Origin of the sequence: Xylophilus sp. Leaf220, from assembly GCF_001421705.1 — a bacterium.
In the GTDB taxonomy this organism is placed as follows: domain Bacteria; phylum Pseudomonadota; class Gammaproteobacteria; order Burkholderiales; family Burkholderiaceae_C; genus Xylophilus.
Map to the genome: position 1 here is coordinate 1 of NZ_LMKO01000017.1, position 14,968 is coordinate 14,968.

Sequence of the window (14,968 nt, forward strand, 5' to 3'; positions counted from 1 at the left end):
GGGGTAAGAGTGGCCCGGGCCATCGTCGCAGCAACCTTTTGCACAGACGCTACTAAATCGATAGCTGACAGCCGGCGCTATACGCCGGCTACAGCCACTTTTCGTTCAAATATCTGCCTTGGTGCTGGTGCTTGTGCTGATGCCGGCACTGGTGCCGGTGCCGGCGCCAGTGCCAGTGCCAGTGCCAGTGCCAGTGCGGGTGCAGGTGCAGGTGCCTTTGCCTTTGCCGCTTCCGCCCCAAGGCGTCACTGCCGCGAAGCCGGCAGCAGCCGAGGGACCCCGCTCCCAAGCCCCTCGGGATGCGCCGAGGAGCGCAGCGGCAGGCGGAAAAAGGGCCGCGCATGTCTGAGCGCGGGGTCGCCTTTCTTTGGTTCCTTTCTTTGGCGAAGCAAAGAAAGGGACTCGCCCGCGGGGGCGAAATCCCCGCCTCCGGACCCAAAAGCCGCAGCACAGCGAAAAACAGCAATCGCACAGAAAAGCCGGGCGCAGCCCTCACCCCCGCCCTCTCCCAGAGGGAGAGGGAGCAAGACCGGCCCGACAAAACAGGGCAAGCCCCCGTTGACGCCACCCCGCCCACTTCCTAGAATCCGCTCAATTAACCAAAGAGTTAATTAAGCAGCCCAAGACACCGAAGGCCTGCCAGCGTGCCGCCCGCACGCCCACCAACAGGAGACACAACCATGCCCATCGCCACCATCCTCGCCAAGCGCCTGCGCCGAACCGCCGCCCTCACCCTCCCCCTGCTGGCCATGGCCGCCGCGCCCCACGCGCAGGCCGACGCCGCCTACCCCACCAAGCCGATCCGCGTCATCGTCCCCTTCAGCGCCGGCAGCACCACCGACATCATCGCCCGCGCCATCGCCGACAAGATGGGCCAGAGCCTGGGGCAGACGCTGGTGATCGACAACCGCGGCGGCGCCAGCGGCACCATCGGCGCGGCGGCGGTCGCCACCGCGGCGGCCGACGGCTACACGGTCATGATCCAGTCGTCGTCGCACACGGTGAACCCCTCCACCTTCGCCAAGCTGCCCTACGACACGCTGCGCGACTTCGCCGGGGTGACGCCGATCTCGTCGCTGCCCAACGCGCTGGTGATCTCGCCCGGCAAGAACATCAGGACGCTGCAGGAGCTGCTGGCCGCGGCGCGGGCCAAGCCGGGCAGCCTCAACTTCGCCTCGGCCGGCCAGGGCAGCGCGACCCACCTGAACGCCGAGAAATTCAAGATGGCCGCCAGGATCGACGCGACCAACATCCCGTTCAAGGGTTCGGCCGAGGCGGTCAACGAGGTGCTGTCGGGCCGGGTGGACTACTACTTCTCGCCCGTCGCGCCCGTCATCGGCCAGATCAAGGAAGGCCAGCTGCTGGCGCTGGCGGTCGGTTCGCCGAAACGCTCGGCCGCGCTGCCCGACGTGCCCACCACCACCGAGGCCGGCGTGCCGGGCTCCGAGTTCAACTTCTGGATCGGGATGATGGTGCCGGCCAAGACACCGCGCGACATCGTCAACCGGCTGCACGACGAGGTGGTCAAGGCGCTGGCGACACCCGAGGTGAAGCAGCGCTTCGCCAACCTGGGCGCCGACGCCTGGACGCTGAAGCCCGAAGCCTTCGACGCCTACATCAAGGACGAGATCGCAAGCAATGCACAGCTGGTGAAGGCCGCGGGCATCGCCCAGCAACAGTAGCCGCCACCGCCGCCGCAACCGCGACGCCGGCCGCCCGACACCGGCGGGCGCATTGCGCGCACCGCCGCATCGCTCTTCCGAAACCCTGCCGACCGCCTGCCCGCGCGCAGGCGTCGGCACCGCACGCCCCGCAACCTTTCGCATCCACCTGACGAGGACACGACACATGGCCACCCAACGACTCGGAATCATCATGCACGGCGTCACCGGCCGCATGGGCATGAACCAGCACCTGATCCGCTCCATCTGCGCGATTCGCGCCCAGGGCGGCGTGTCGCTCGCCAACGGCGACCGGGTGATGCCCGACCCGATCCTGATCGGCCGCAACGCCGAGAAGATCGAGGCGCTGGCCCGGGAGCACGGAATCGCCCGCTGGGGCACCGACCTGACCGCCGCGCTGGCCAACCCCGACGACACCGTCTTCTTCGACGCCGGCACCACCCAGATGCGGCCCACGCTGCTGGCCCAGGCGATCCGCGCCGGTAAGCACGTCTACTGCGAGAAGCCGATCGCCACCAACCTCAACGAGGCGGTCGAGATCGCGCGGCTCGCCGAACAGGCCGGCGCGGCCCACGGCATCAAGCACGGCGCGGTGCAGGACAAGCTCTTCCTGCCCGGCCTGCGCAAGCTCGACATGCTGCGCCGCGCCGGCTTCTTCGGCCGAATGCTCAGCGTGCGGCTCGAATTCGGCTACTGGGTGTTCGAGGGCGACCTGCAGCCGATCCAGCGCCCCAGCTGGAACTACCGCGCGGAAGACGGCGGCGGCATGATCCTCGACATGATGTGCCACTGGCGCTACGTGCTGGACAACCTGTTCGGCGAGGTGCAGTCGGTCTCGTGCATCGGCGCCACCCACATACCGCAGCGCTGGGACGAGACCGGCCAGCCCTACAAGGCGACTGCCGACGACGCCGCCTACGCCACCTGCCAGTTGAAGGGCCACGGCGGCGAGGACGTGATCGCGCAGCTCAACATGAGCTGGGCCACCCGGGTGCGCCGCGACGACCTGGTCACCTTCCACGTCGACGGCACCGACGGCTCGGCCGTCGCGGGGCTCTCCAGCTGCCGCGCGCAGAGCCGCGTCGCCACGCCGCGCCCGGTGTGGAACCCCGACCAGAAGCAGACGATGAACTTCTTCGACCAGTGGCAGGAGATCCCGGACTCGCAGGTCTACGACAACGGCTTCAAAATCCAGTGGGAGCACTTCATCCGCCACGTGGTGGAAGACGCACCCTACAAGTGGACCCTGCCCGAGGGCGCCAAGGGCGTGCAGCTGGTCGAGGCGGCGCTGGCGTCGTGGAAGGAGCGCCGCTGGGTGGACGTGCCGACGCTATCGATTTGATAGCTAGAGGCCGGCGCCATCCGCCGGCCACAGCCCTCTTTTCATCACAAATCCGCTCCATGACCACCACCCTCACCCTGCCCACCGCCGACGGCGGCCTGGCGCCCTACACCCTGCGCGGCACGCCGCCGGCCGCGCCGGCGCCGGGCGCCGCCTTCGACCGCATCGCCTACTCGGCCGCGCACGTGGTGGCCGACCCGCGCGCCGCCATCGACCCCTGGCTGCAGTGCGCGGTGGACTGGGACGCGACCATCGCCTACCGCCGCTACCTCTGGTCGCTCGGCCTGGGCGTGGCCGAGGCGATGGACACCGCGCAGCGCGGCATGGGGCTCGACTGGCCCACCTCGCTGGAGCTGATCCGCCGCAGCGTGGACGCGTCGCAGGACGTGCCGGGTGCGTTGGTCGCCAGCGGCTGCGGCACCGACCACCTGGTGCTTGACGAGGTGAGGACGGTCGACGACGTGATCCGCGGCTACGAGGAGCAGATGGAGGCGATCGAGAAGCTCGGCGGCAAGCTGATCGTCATGGCCAGCCGCGCGCTGGCCCGCGTCGCGAAGAGCCCGGCCGACTACGAACGCGTCTACGACCGCATACTGTCGCAGGCGAAGCAGCCGGTGGTGCTGCACTGGCTCGGCGACATGTTCGACCCGGCCCTGGCCGGCTACTGGAACGGCAAGGACGTGAACGCCACCGGACCCGGCGGCGTGGGCCTGGTCGCCGGCGCCCTCTACGACGTGGCCCGCGCCATGGACACGACGGTCGGCATCATCGCGGCGCATGCCGACAAGGTCGACGGCATCAAGATCTCGCTGCTCGACAAGGACCACGAGATCGCGATGCGCCGCCGCCTGCCCACCACCGGCGGCCCCGACGGCCAGGGCGTGCGCATGTACACCGGCGACGACTTCAACTACGCCGAACTGATCGCGGGCGACGGCGCCGGCAGCGTGCCGACGCACGGCAAGAGCGACGCGCTGCTGGGCATCTTCGACGCGATCGCGCCGGCGGCCAGCGCCGCGCTGGCCGCCCTGGCCGCTGGCGACACGGCGCGCTTCCACGCGATCCTGGGCCCGACGGTGCCGCTCTCGCGCCACATCTTCCGGGCGCCCACCCGCTTCTACAAGACCGGCGTGGTGTTCATGGCCTGGCTCAACGGCCACCAGAGCCACTTCACCATGGTCGGCGGCCAGCAGAGCACCCGCTCCTTGCCGCACCTGGCCGAGCTGTTCCGCCTGGCCGACGCGGCCGACCTGCTGCAACAGCCCGAGCTGGCCGCGCGCCGCATGCGGTCGCTGCTGGCGGTGCACGGCGTCGAGTGACCAAGGCCGATCCCATGCGCGACTTCTCCCACGACCACCGGCACCTGTCGATCAACACCGCCACGCTGCGCCGCCAGCTGGGCACCGAGGTGCCGCTCGACCGCATCGTCGACCAGTGCGCGGCCCACGGCATCCGCGCGATCAGCCCCTGGCGCGACCAGGTGGCCGCCGTCGGCCTCGACCGGCTGGCGGCGCAGCTGAAGGCGCACGGCATCGGCCTGTCGGGCTACTGCCGCGGCGGCTTCTTTCCGGCGGCGGACGCGGCCGGCCTGCGCGCCGCGCTCGACGACAACCGCCGCGCGATCGACGAAGCCAAGACCCTCGGCGCGCCCTGCGTGGTGCTGGTGGTGGGCGCCCTGCCCGGCGCGCTGGTGGGCACGCCGGCCTACAAGGACATCGGCCGCGCCCGCGGCGAGGTGCACGACGGCATCGCCGCCACCCTGGAATACGCTCGGCAGGTGGACATGCCGCTGGCGATAGAGCCGCTGCACCCGATGCAGGCGGCCGACCGGGCCTGCATCAACACGCTGGAGCAGGCGCTGGACGTCTGCGACGCGCTCGACCCCGGCCACTCCGGCCTGCTGGGCGTGGCGCTCGACGTCTACCACGTGTGGTGGGATCCGAAGCTGCAGCAGCAGATCGCCCGCGCCGGCCGCGCGCGGCTGCTGGCGTTCCATGTCTGCGACTGGCTCACCCCCACCCGCGACCTGCTCAACGACCGCGGAATGATGGGCGACGGCGTGATCGAGATCCCGAAGATCCGCGGCTGGGTGGAGGCCGCCGGATTCGACGGCTTCAGCGAGGTGGAGATCTTCTCGACCGCCGACTGGTGGCAGCGCAGCGGCGAGGAGACCCTGGCCGCCTGCATTGCGGCGCATCGCAGCGCGGTGTAGCGGCATCGGCCACAGCGCACACCGCCCTATGCCGGGTGTCGCCCGCGGGGCCGCCTCACCCGATCGGCGGCGGCGGCGGAATCCGGGCATCCGCATACACCCAGGCCAGCTCTCCCGAGGCGAGCCGTACCCGGTCGCGGCGGTAGTCGTCCACCTCGTAGTCGTCGGCCTGGGCCAGCTCGTCGGCGGTGATCGCGAAGACGTTGCCGTGCACCACATCGGCCGGGTTGCCGGTGGCCACCACCGTCGGGTGGTGGGTCATGCCGCTGATGCCGATGACGGTGGCGTCGCGGATCTCCAGCTGGTCGAGCCGGTAGCCGGGCAGCGTGTCGGCGTGGCCCTGCAGCAGCCGGCCGAAGGTGGCCAGCTGCACCGCGGGCATGCGCAGCGTGCCGTAGGAGAAAAGGTATTCCAGCGCGTCGAAGGAGGTGTTGGGCATGGCGGTCGCGCGGTGGCGTCGTAGCGGTTTGCCCTACTGTAGCCCCGGCGGCCCCTCGCCTGCCTTACAAGCTGGCGTTCAGGCGGCGCGCAGCCAGGCCTCGGGTTCCGCCTCGCGCACGTCCTTGGCGGTGCCCACGTCCATGTCGCGCGGCAGCGGCACGCCGTTCTTCACCGCCAGGATCTCGGCCATCACGCTCACCGCGATCTCGGGCGGGGTCTTGCTGCCGATGTAGATGCCGATGGGCCCGCGCAGGGAGGCGAGCGATGCCTCGGTCTCGTCGAAGTGCTCGACCATCCGCTGGCGCCGCGCCGCGTTGTTGCGCCGCGATCCGATGCCGCCGACGTAGAAGGCCTCGGTGTGCAGGGCTTCCAGCAGGGCCAGGTCGTCGAGCTTCGGGTCGTGCGTCAGGGCCACGATGCAGCTGCGCCGGTCGGGCTTGAAGGCGCGCACCGTGTCGTCGGGCATCTCGGCCGTCAGCGCCACGCCGGGCACCGACCAGCTGCCGCGGTACTCCTCCCGCGGATCGCAGACGGTGACGGCGAAGCCGCTGAAGCGCGCCATCGTCGCCAGGTACTCGGCCATCTGGCCGGCGCCGATGATCAGCATGCGGTACTCGGGGCCGAAGGTGTTGGCCAAGCGCGCCGCGTCCAGGGAGAGCGCGGCAGGCGCGTCGGCGTCGGTCTGCCGCACCGTGCCGTCGGCCAGGGCCACTTCGCGGCGCACCATGCGGCCGGCCTCCAGGCCCCGCACCAGCTCCGCGAGCGCCGCGGCGTCGGGGTCGTACTCCAGCAGCAGTTCCAGCGTGCCGCCGCAGGGCAGGCCGAAGCGGTGGGCCTCGTCGGCGCTGACGCCGTAGCGCACCAGGGTGGGCGCGCCGCTGGGCATGCCGTCGCGGCGGGCATGGCGGTCGATCAGGTCGTCCTCGATGCAGCCGCCCGAGACCGATCCGACCACCGCGCCGTCGTCCCGCAGCGCCAGGGTGGAGCCCACCGGGCGGGGCGACGATCCCCAGGTGCGGACCACGGTGGCCAGCAATGCGCGGCGGCCGTCCTGGCGCCAGTCGCGCAGGGTGCGCAATACGGTGAGATCGATGTTTTCCATGTCGTGGGGAGCCGGTGATGCGCTGTATTTCCCACGATTGTGGTCGGCTAGGCCCGGTTGCGGAGCCTTTGTTGCAAAGCCTTGTCGAATCGCAGGAAGAACTTGCCGACCAGCGCCTCGGCGGTGCTGCCCAGCCAACGGCCGGCCACCTGCGCCACCTTGCCGCCCACATCCACCTGCAGGGTGTACTGCAGGGTGCAGCCGGTGCCCGGCGCCACCGCCTCGGCCAGCACCACCCGGGCCCGGCCGCGGCCGAAGCCGGCGGCGCCCCGGCCCTCGACGTTGATGGTGTAGCGGTGCGGCGGCTCCACGTCGGTGAGCGCGATGGCGCCGCCGAAGCGGGCCGAGAGCAGCCCGATCTTGAAGGCCGCGCTCACCTCGAACACGCCCGGGGCCGTCGCCTCGCAGGTGTCGCAGCCGGGGATGCAGGCCATCAGCACGGCGGGGTCGTTCATCGCCTCCCACACCTGCTGCGGGGTGGCGTCGATCGGGTGGCTGCCTTGCAGGTCCATCGGGTGTCCTTTTTGTTTACCTTGAGTTCCGGTCGGGTCTTGCGAAAGGGTTGGCTGCTACATCGGCGCCGAGACGGGCGACATCTGCCCGAAGCGCTGCTGCAGAAATTCGACGCAGACCCGCAGCTTGGCCGACCCGCCCAGCCGCGAGGGGTACACCGCCCAGATGTCGGCCGCCTGCCGGACGTCGGGCAGCACCTGCACCAGGCGGCCGTCGGCCAGCAGCGGGCCGATGTCCCAGAGCGAACGCAGCACGATGCCGTGGCCGTCGACCGCCCAGGGCACCACGATATCGCCGTTGTTGGACGAGAGCGGGCCGGTGACCTTCACCGTCTCGCTGCGGATGCCCGACTGCAGCTTCCAGACGCCGAACGGGTGGTCGCGCTCCTTGATCGCCAGGCAGTCGTGCTGCGCCAGGTCGGCCAGGGTGCGCGGCGTGCCGCGGCGGGCCAGGTAGCCGGGCGATGCGCACAGCACCCGGTGGTTGTCTGCGAGCTTGCGTGCGATCAGGTGGGGCGCCACCTCGTCGCCCACCCGCACGTCGAGGTCGAAGCCCTCGGCCGCCACGTCGAGCAGACGGTCGAACACCTCGAAGCGCACCTGCAGCTCGGGATACGCCCCCACCAGTTCCGAGATCATCGGCGCCAGCACCCGGCGGCCGAAGCCGAAGCTGCTGCAGATGCGCAACGACCCGCGCGGCGTGCGGCGGGTGAGCGCCACCTCCTGCATCAGCTGGTCCACGTCGTCGAGGATGCGCTGCGCCCAGTGGAAGACGCGCTCGCCTTCTTCCGACACCGTCACCCGGCGGGTGGTGCGGTGCAGCAGCTTCACGCCCAGATCGGCCTCCAGCAGGCGGATGCGCTTGCTCACGTACGCAGGCGATGCGCCCAGGGCCTCGGCCGCGGCGGCGAAGCTGGACTTGCGCGCCACCACGGTGAAGACGCGCAGGTCTTCGTTGGCGGGTTGTTTATGCACGGTATGGAGTCAAAGCATTCACGCTGCGCCCGATTGTATGGATTTCATGTTCAGTCGAGAATGCAGGCCATGCGAGGCCCCGGCCTGCGCGCTGCTCGTCCACCGCATCATCCAAAGGAACCTCCAATGTCCCAGCAGTACACCGTCGCCGTCCTCGCCGGAGACGGCATCGGCAAGGAAGTCATGCCCGAGGGCCTGCGCGCCCTGAAGGCCGCCGCCGCGCGTTTCAGTATCGACATCGCCTTCACCGAATTCGAATGGGCCAGCTGCGACTACTACGCGGCCCACGGACAGATGATGCCGGACGACTGGAAGGCCCAGCTGCAGGGCTTCGACGCCATCTTCTTCGGCGCGGTCGGCTGGCCCGCCACCGTGCCCGACCACGTCTCGCTGTGGGGATCGCTGCTGAAATTCCGCCGCGAGTTCGACCAGTACATCAACCTGCGCCCGGTGCGCCTGTTCGAAGGCGTGCCCTGCCCGCTGGCCGGCCGCAAGCCCGGCGACATCGACTACTACGTGGTGCGCGAGAACACCGAGGGCGAGTACACCTCGCTCGGCGGCATCATGTACGAGGGCACCGACCGCGAAATCGTGATCCAGGAATCGGTCTACTCCCGCAAGGGCACCGACCGTCTGCTGAAGTTCGCCTTCGACCTGGCGCAGAGCCGCCCCAGGAAACACGTGACTCTGGCGACCAAGAGCAACGGCATCGCCATCAGCATGCCCTGGTGGGACAAGTGCGCTGACGCGGTCGCGGCCGACTATCCCGACGTCAAGCTCGACAAGCAGCACATCGACATCCTCACCGCCCGCTTCGTGCTGCAGCCCGGCCGCTTCGACGTGGTGGCCGCCACCAACCTGTTCGGCGACATCCTGAGCGACCTGGGCCCCGCGACCACCGGCACCATCGGCCTGGCGCCGTCGGCCAACCTGAACCCGGAGCGCAGCTTCCCCAGCCTGTTCGAGCCGGTGCACGGATCGGCGCCCGACATCTACGGCCAGAACATCGCCAACCCGATCGCGATGGTCTGGTCGGGCGCGCTGCTGCTGGACTTTTTGACCGAGGGCCAGGGCGCCGGCCGCCAGGCCCACGACGCGATCATGGCCGCCATCGAGCAGACCCTGAAGACCGGCCCGCTGACCCCGGACCTGGGCGGCAAGGCCAACACCACCGAGCTGGGCCAGGCCATCGCCGACCTGATCGCCGCGGGCTGAGCCGCCCGGGGCTGCGGGGCCGGCCCTGCGCATCAGAAGGTGTGAAGGAACCGTAGCGAGCGGCCCGAGTGGGCGGCGCGGACCGGAGCCGTACATTCGTACGGTGAGGACCACAGCCGCTCAATCGGGTCGCGCAGTAGGTTCTCTCACACCTTCTCAGACCAGCTGGGCCAGGTGGGCTGCGTCGAAGCCTTTCAGCGCGGCCGCTTCTCCCGACTGGATCTTGCGCGCCCAGTCGGCATCGCTGATCAACGCGCGGCCGACCGCGATCAAATCGAATTCGTCGCGCTCCATCCGGGCTACCAGCTTGTCCAGGCCCTGGGTTTCCGAGCCCTTGCCGCCGAAGGCACCGAAGAAATCACCCGCCAGCCCGACCGAGCCGACGCTGATCGTCGCCGCGCCGGTGAGCTTCTTGGCCCAGCCGGCGAAGTTGAGGCCGTCCTCGCCGTCGATCTCTGGAAACTCCGGCTCCCAGAAGCGGCGCTGCGAGCAGTGCAGCACGTTCGCGCCCGCCTCCACCAGCGGCGCCAGCCAGTCGGTCATCTCGGCCGGCGTGGCGGCCAGGCGCGCCTTGTAGTCCTGCTGCTTCCACTGGCTGACCCGCAGGATCACCGGGAAGTCGGGGCCCACCGCCGCGCGGGTCGCCTTGACCACCTCGGCCGCCATGCGCGAGCGCTCCTGGATGGTGGCGCCGTTGTAGCGGTCGGTGCGCAGGTTGGTGCCCTGCCAGAAGAACTGGTCGATCAGGTAGCCGTGCGCGCCGTGGATCTCGAGGGTGTCGAAGCCCAGCCGCTGCGCATCGGCCGCGGCGCGTGCGAACGCGGCGATGGTGTCGGCGATCGCTTCGTCGCCCATCGCCTCGCCGCGCGGGTCGTTCGGGCTCACCAGACCCGACGGGCTCTCCACCGGCGCCTCGGGCTCCCAGCCCTGCGTGCCGCGGGTGGAGCCGGTATGCCACAGCTGCGGCCCCATCTTGCCGCCCGCGGCATGCACCGCCGAGATCACGCCTTTCCAGCCCGCCAGCGCCTGCTCGCCGTGGAAGAACGGAATGCCCGCCTCGTTGCGCGCGGCCGGCCGGTCGACCACCGTGCCTTCGGACAGGATCAGGCCCACGCCGCCTTCGGCCCGCTTTTTGTAGTAAGTGGCATTGGATTCGCCGGGGATGCCATGGGGGGCGAAGACGCGAGTCATGGGGGCCATGACGATGCGGTTGGCGAGATCGAGCGAGCCGATGGAGAAGGGGCGAAAGAGGACGTCGGAAGAAGACATGGGCAGGCCGTGGAGGCAAAAGAAAAAAACGAAATCGGCACGATGCGCGCAGCCGTCGGGAGCGGCACGTCCGGGAGTGGCGTTTATGCCGCAATTCCATTGAACCTGCCCGGCATCCGGTCAACCCGGCCGCACGCGGCGCGCGGCCGCCTCCCGAAGGCACTCCATCAATTCCCCCGTCACCGGCGTCGCCTGGCTCCCCCGCAGCGTCATCCACCCCACCGGCGGCAGCTCGATCGGCACCTCCAGCTTCAGTAACGCGACCATCCCCTGTCCCGCGAAATGCCGCGCCACGCTGCGCGCCATGAAGGCCACCGCGCCGCGCTGGTGCAAAAACGTGATCTGCGACAGGAACGAGGCCGACTCGACGATGTCGGCCGGCGGGTGCAGGCCCTCGGCGTAGAACATCTGGTCCAGCTTGACCCGCAGCGACGCCCAGGGCGGCGGCATCACGCAGGGCAGCGCGGCGATGTCGGCCCACCTCGGTCTGCGCTTGGCCGCCAGCGGATGGCCGGGGCGCACCACCACGGCCATCGGCTCCTGGTACAGCACCTCGGTTTCCAGGTCGGGCGCGGCATAGCCGGGCTCCAGGCGGCCGACGAAGAGGTCGAGCTCGCCCAGGCGCAGCTTGGGCAGCAGGCGGGTCAGGTCGCCCTCGTCGATCAGCACCGTGGTGCGGCTGGAGCGTTCCTTGAGCCGCTCCACCGCGCGGGCCAGCAGCACCGGGGTGGCGACCACCATCGCGCCGACGCTGGTGCGGCCGCTGGCGCCGCTGGCCTCGGCGGCGATCTCGTCGCGGGTCCGGTCGTAGCCGGCCAGCACCGAGCGGGCGAAGCGCACCACGCTGGCCCCGGCGGGCGTGGGCGTGGTGCCGCGGGTGGAACGCTCGAACAGCGGCATGCCGAACATCCGCTCGATCTCGGCCAGGGTCTTGGAGACAGCCGGCTGCGTGACCGACAGGAACTCGGCCGCCCGGCCCAGGTGGCGGAACTGGTCCAGCGCCACCAGCATCTGCAGGTGGCGCAGCTTGAGGTTGGAGCGCAATACGCGGTCGATCTGGCTCATGGCGGGGCTGCGGGTTTTTGCTTATCCATAACTTTCAGGCTATGAAGCGAGTCCGCTATTTCATTGGAAAGCGATGATTGTCTGCCCAAGAATGCGACCTGTGCCATCCCGATAAAACAGACAGGAGACATCCGATGACCGAATTCCGCCCTGGCCGCACCCTGCAGCGGCGCCAGTTCGTGCTGGGCGCCGCCGGTGCCGCCGCGCTGGCCGCCACCCACACCACCGCCGCCTTCGCCGCCGACTACCCCGAGCGGCCGATCACCTTCATCTGCCCCTGGCCCGCCGGCGGAACGGCCGACCGGTCGATGCGGGCCATCTGCCAGATCGCGGCGCGCGAGCTGGGCCAGCCGATCGCGCTGGACAACCGGGCCGGTGCCTCCGGGATGATCGGCACCAAGGCGCTGGCCGCGGCGCGGCCCGACGGCTATACCATCGGGCAGATCCCGATCTCGGTGACCCGCTTCGCGCAACTGGGCACGGTGCAGATCGATCCGCTTAAGGACATCACCTACCTGGCCCGCACCTCGGGGCAGACCTTCGGCATCGCGGTGCCGGCCGGCTCGCCGTACAAGTCGCTGGCCGACATGGTGGCCGCGGCCAAGGCCAAGCCCGGCATGCTGACCTATGCGCATGCCGGCATCGGCGGCGCGACGCACGTGGGCATGGAGCAGTTCGCCCGGGCCGCCGGCATCAAGCTCAATCCCATCGCCTACAAGGGCGGATCGGCCGCGCTGCAGGACGTGCTGGGCGACCAGGTCGACATGCTGGCCGACAGCAGCTCGTGGGCGCCGCATGTCGAGGCCGGCAAGCTGCGGCTGCTGGCCACCTGGGGCGAGCAGCGCACGCCACGCTTCAAGGACACGCCCACGCTCAAAGAGCTGGGCTACGACGTGGTGGTGGAAGCCCCCAACGGCATCGGCGCGCCCAAGGGCCTGCCGCCCGCGGTGGAGAAGCGGCTGCGCGACGCATTCCGCATCGCCGTCAACAGCAGGGAGTTCAAGGAGGTGGCCGACAGCATCGACGCGCCGGTGATGTACCAGGACGGCCCCGACTACCTGAAGTACGTGCAGTCGGTCTACCGGCAGGAGACCGAGCTGATCCAGACGCTGAACTTGAAGGAGCTCATGCAGAAGGGTTGAACCCACCCCTTGTTTCGCCACCGCCCCGCCACGCCCCGCCGCCCCACGAAAAACACCCTCCTCCCATGACCGATAGCCCCCTGCTCCGCCTGCATCCGCACGACAACGTGCTGGTGGCGCGCACACCCATCGCCCTGGGCGAGACGATCGCCGGCTTCGGCGTGCGGGCCCGGGCGCAGGTGCCGGCGGGCCACAAGATCGCGGCGCGGGCCATCGCGGCCGGCGAGGAGGTGCGCAAGTACGACACGGTGATCGGCGTGGCCTCGCGCGACCTGGAGCCGGGCGACTACGTGCACAGCCACAACCTGACGCTGGTCGATTCCTACCGCGACCCGGCCTTCTGCCAGGACGTGCGGCCGGTGGACTACCTGCCCGAGGCGCAGCAGGCGCGCTTCATGGGCTACCTGCGGGCCGACGGGCAGGTGGGCACCCGCAACTTCATCGGCATCCTGTCGTCGGTGAACTGCTCGGCCACCGTCATCAAGCGGATCGCGGCGCACTTCACCGCCGAGCGTCTGGCGGCGTTTCCGCACATCGACGGCGTGGCCGCTTTCGCGCAGACCAGCGGCTGCGGCATGTCCTCGCCCAGCGAGCATTTCGACCTGCTGCGCCGCACCCTGGCCGGTTATGCGCGCCATCCCAACCTGGCCGGCGTGCTGATCGTGGGCCTGGGCTGCGAGCGCAACCAGGTCGATGCGCTGGTCGATTCGCAGGGCCTGCAGCAGGGCCGGCTGATGCGCACCCTGGTGATGCAGGAGGTGGGCGGCACCCGCGCGACGATCGAGGCGGGCATCGCGGCCATCGAATCGATGCTGCCCGAGGCCGACGCCGCGCGGCGCCAGCCGGTCAGCGCGCGCCACCTCAAGATCGGGCTGGAATGCGGCGGCTCAGACGGCTTCTCGGCCATCAGCGCCAACCCGGCGCTCGGTGCGGCGATGGACATCCTGGTGCGCCACGGCGGCACCGCGATCCTGTCGGAGACGCCCGAGATCCACGGCGTCGAGTTCATGCTGACCCGCCGCGCGGTGACGCCCGCCGTCGGCCAGAAACTACTCGACCGGCTGGCCTGGTGGGAGCGCTACGCCGCCGGCCAGAACGCGCAGTTCAACGGCGTGGTGGGCCACGGCAACCAGGCCGGCGGCCTGGCCAACATCTTCGAGAAATCGCTCGGCTCGGCCATGAAGGGCGGCACCACGCCGCTGCAGGCGGTCTACGAATACGCCGAGCGGATCGACCGCTCCGGCTTCGTCTTCATGGACTCGCCGGGCTACGACCCGGTGGCCTGCACCGGCCAGATCGCCAGCGGCGCGCAGCTGATCTGCTTCACCACCGGCCGCGGCTCGATGTTCGGCAGCAAGCCGGCCCCGACGATCAAGCTGGCGAGCAACACCCCGATGTACACCCGGCTGGAAGAGGACATGGACATCAACTGCGGCGTGGTGATCGACGGCACGCTGTCGGTGCCGGAGCTGGGCCGGCAGATCTTCGAGCAGATCCTGCGTCATGCCTCGGGCGAGCCGACCAAGAGCGAGGCGCTGGGCCTGGGCGACCACGAGTTCGTGCCGTGGCAGCTGGGTATCACCTCTTGACCCGGCAAGGCACTTGCTATTAATTTCATAGCTACCGGTCGGCGCCATTCGCCGGCTATGGCCCTCTTTCATTCAGATCCATGCCTTCCACCGCCCCAGCCTCCTCCACCGCCCTGGCCGCGCCGGCTCCCGCCCCCGCCGCCCTGGTCCTCACCCGCACCGACCTGCTGCCCAACGCCAACTTCGTCGCCGGCCACTGGCAGCCCGCTGCCAGCGGCGACCTGCTCGCCGTGACCGACCCCGCCACCGGCGACCTGATCGCCCAGGTGCCCGACTCCGGTCCCGCCGATGCGATGGCTGCAGTCGATGCCGCCCACGCGGCGTTTCCCGCCTGGCGCAAGGTGCCGGCCAAGCAGCGCGCGGCCATCGTGCGCCGCTGGAACGACCTGGTCCTGGCCCACCAGGAGGACCTGGGCCGGCTG

At 70.0% G+C, this 14,968-nt stretch carries 14 protein-coding genes; 8 read left to right on the forward strand and 6 right to left on the reverse strand.

Features of this window, described 5'->3' with window-relative positions; all coding sequences use genetic code 11:
- Window positions 1-680 precede the first annotated feature (680 nt).
- From ASE76_RS11865 to ASE76_RS11880, 4 genes are all read left to right on the forward strand, one after another.
- On the forward strand, window positions 681-1,682 hold the full coding sequence (locus ASE76_RS11865) for a tripartite tricarboxylate transporter substrate binding protein (RefSeq protein WP_082448417.1): 1,002 nt from the start codon (window positions 681-683) through the stop codon (window positions 1,680-1,682).
- Between the two features lie 166 nt (window positions 1,683-1,848).
- Window positions 1,849-3,024: a Gfo/Idh/MocA family protein gene (locus tag ASE76_RS11870; protein WP_055839611.1), complete on the forward strand. Its 1,176-nt coding sequence runs from the start codon at window positions 1,849-1,851 to the stop codon at window positions 3,022-3,024.
- Between the two features lie 59 nt (window positions 3,025-3,083).
- Entirely contained in the window at window positions 3,084-4,343 is a 1,260-nt protein-coding gene (locus ASE76_RS11875) for a dihydrodipicolinate synthase family protein (RefSeq protein ID WP_055839615.1), read from the forward strand.
- A gap of 14 nt (window positions 4,344-4,357) precedes the next feature.
- Window positions 4,358-5,236, forward strand: coding sequence for a sugar phosphate isomerase/epimerase (locus tag ASE76_RS11880; RefSeq protein ID WP_055839646.1), 879 nt, complete (start codon window positions 4,358-4,360; stop codon window positions 5,234-5,236).
- 55 nt (window positions 5,237-5,291) lie between these two features.
- Here ASE76_RS11880 and ASE76_RS11885 read toward each other — a convergent pair whose 3' ends face one another.
- From ASE76_RS11885 to ASE76_RS11900, 4 genes are all read right to left on the reverse strand, one after another.
- A complete protein-coding gene (locus ASE76_RS11885; protein WP_055839618.1) occupies window positions 5,292-5,675 on the reverse strand; it encodes a gamma-glutamylcyclotransferase family protein in 384 nt (127 codons plus the stop codon).
- A gap of 78 nt (window positions 5,676-5,753) precedes the next feature.
- Window positions 5,754-6,779 (reverse strand): XdhC family protein, encoded by a 1,026-nt coding sequence (locus tag ASE76_RS11890; protein WP_055839620.1) that lies wholly within the window; start codon window positions 6,777-6,779, stop codon window positions 5,754-5,756.
- A 47-nt stretch (window positions 6,780-6,826) separates the two neighbouring features.
- Window positions 6,827-7,291, reverse strand: coding sequence for a carbon monoxide dehydrogenase subunit G (locus tag ASE76_RS11895; protein ID WP_055839623.1), 465 nt, complete (start codon window positions 7,289-7,291; stop codon window positions 6,827-6,829).
- A gap of 57 nt (window positions 7,292-7,348) precedes the next feature.
- Window positions 7,349-8,266, reverse strand: a complete 918-nt coding sequence (locus tag ASE76_RS11900; protein ID WP_055839627.1) for a LysR family transcriptional regulator — start codon at window positions 8,264-8,266, stop codon at window positions 7,349-7,351.
- 126 nt (window positions 8,267-8,392) lie between these two features.
- Between ASE76_RS11900 and ASE76_RS11905 the strand changes: the two genes are divergently transcribed.
- Window positions 8,393-9,481: a tartrate dehydrogenase gene (locus ASE76_RS11905; RefSeq protein ID WP_055839630.1), complete on the forward strand. Its 1,089-nt coding sequence runs from the start codon at window positions 8,393-8,395 to the stop codon at window positions 9,479-9,481.
- A gap of 156 nt (window positions 9,482-9,637) precedes the next feature.
- Here ASE76_RS11905 and ASE76_RS11910 read toward each other — a convergent pair whose 3' ends face one another.
- Both ASE76_RS11910 and ASE76_RS11915 read right to left on the reverse strand, forming a co-directional pair.
- Window positions 9,638-10,750 carry an NADH:flavin oxidoreductase gene (locus tag ASE76_RS11910; RefSeq protein WP_055839633.1) on the reverse strand — a complete coding sequence of 371 codons (1,113 nt, stop codon included), beginning with the start codon at window positions 10,748-10,750 and terminating at the stop codon, window positions 9,638-9,640.
- A gap of 120 nt (window positions 10,751-10,870) precedes the next feature.
- Entirely contained in the window at window positions 10,871-11,815 is a 945-nt protein-coding gene (locus tag ASE76_RS11915) for a LysR substrate-binding domain-containing protein (protein WP_055839636.1), read from the reverse strand.
- 134 nt (window positions 11,816-11,949) lie between these two features.
- On the opposite strand from ASE76_RS11915, the gene ASE76_RS11920 reads away from it, so the two are divergent.
- The 3 genes from ASE76_RS11920 to ASE76_RS11930 all read left to right on the forward strand — a co-directional run.
- A complete protein-coding gene (locus ASE76_RS11920; protein ID WP_055839639.1) occupies window positions 11,950-12,957 on the forward strand; it encodes a tripartite tricarboxylate transporter substrate binding protein in 1,008 nt (335 codons plus the stop codon).
- A 65-nt stretch (window positions 12,958-13,022) separates the two neighbouring features.
- On the forward strand, window positions 13,023-14,546 hold the full coding sequence (locus ASE76_RS11925; RefSeq protein WP_055839642.1) for a UxaA family hydrolase: 1,524 nt from the start codon (window positions 13,023-13,025) through the stop codon (window positions 14,544-14,546).
- Window positions 14,547-14,626: 80 nt separating this feature from the next.
- A partial coding sequence (locus ASE76_RS11930; RefSeq protein WP_156362711.1) for an aldehyde dehydrogenase family protein occupies window positions 14,627-14,968 on the forward strand: 342 nt, incomplete at its 3' end.

What these genes read in the sequence shown, in the direction of transcription:
- ASE76_RS11910 (WP_055839633.1), bottom strand. Translation starts at nt 10,750, where the DNA reads ATGTCTTCTTCCGACGTCCTCTTTCGCCCCTTCTCCATCGGCTCGCTC.
- ASE76_RS11875 (WP_055839615.1), top strand. Translation starts at nt 3,084, where the DNA reads ATGACCACCACCCTCACCCTGCCCACCGCCGACGGCGGCCTGGCGCCC.
- ASE76_RS11905 (WP_055839630.1), top strand. Translation starts at nt 8,393, where the DNA reads ATGTCCCAGCAGTACACCGTCGCCGTCCTCGCCGGAGACGGCATCGGC.
- ASE76_RS11870 (WP_055839611.1), top strand. Translation starts at nt 1,849, where the DNA reads ATGGCCACCCAACGACTCGGAATCATCATGCACGGCGTCACCGGCCGC.
- ASE76_RS11925 (WP_055839642.1), top strand. Translation starts at nt 13,023, where the DNA reads ATGACCGATAGCCCCCTGCTCCGCCTGCATCCGCACGACAACGTGCTG.
- ASE76_RS11920 (WP_055839639.1), top strand. Translation starts at nt 11,950, where the DNA reads ATGACCGAATTCCGCCCTGGCCGCACCCTGCAGCGGCGCCAGTTCGTG.
- ASE76_RS11885 (WP_055839618.1), bottom strand. Translation starts at nt 5,675, where the DNA reads ATGCCCAACACCTCCTTCGACGCGCTGGAATACCTTTTCTCCTACGGC.
- ASE76_RS11890 (WP_055839620.1), bottom strand. Translation starts at nt 6,779, where the DNA reads ATGGAAAACATCGATCTCACCGTATTGCGCACCCTGCGCGACTGGCGC.
- ASE76_RS11915 (WP_055839636.1), bottom strand. Translation starts at nt 11,815, where the DNA reads ATGAGCCAGATCGACCGCGTATTGCGCTCCAACCTCAAGCTGCGCCAC.
- ASE76_RS11895 (WP_055839623.1), bottom strand. Translation starts at nt 7,291, where the DNA reads ATGGACCTGCAAGGCAGCCACCCGATCGACGCCACCCCGCAGCAGGTG.
- ASE76_RS11865 (WP_082448417.1), top strand. Translation starts at nt 681, where the DNA reads ATGCCCATCGCCACCATCCTCGCCAAGCGCCTGCGCCGAACCGCCGCC.
- ASE76_RS11880 (WP_055839646.1), top strand. Translation starts at nt 4,358, where the DNA reads ATGCGCGACTTCTCCCACGACCACCGGCACCTGTCGATCAACACCGCC.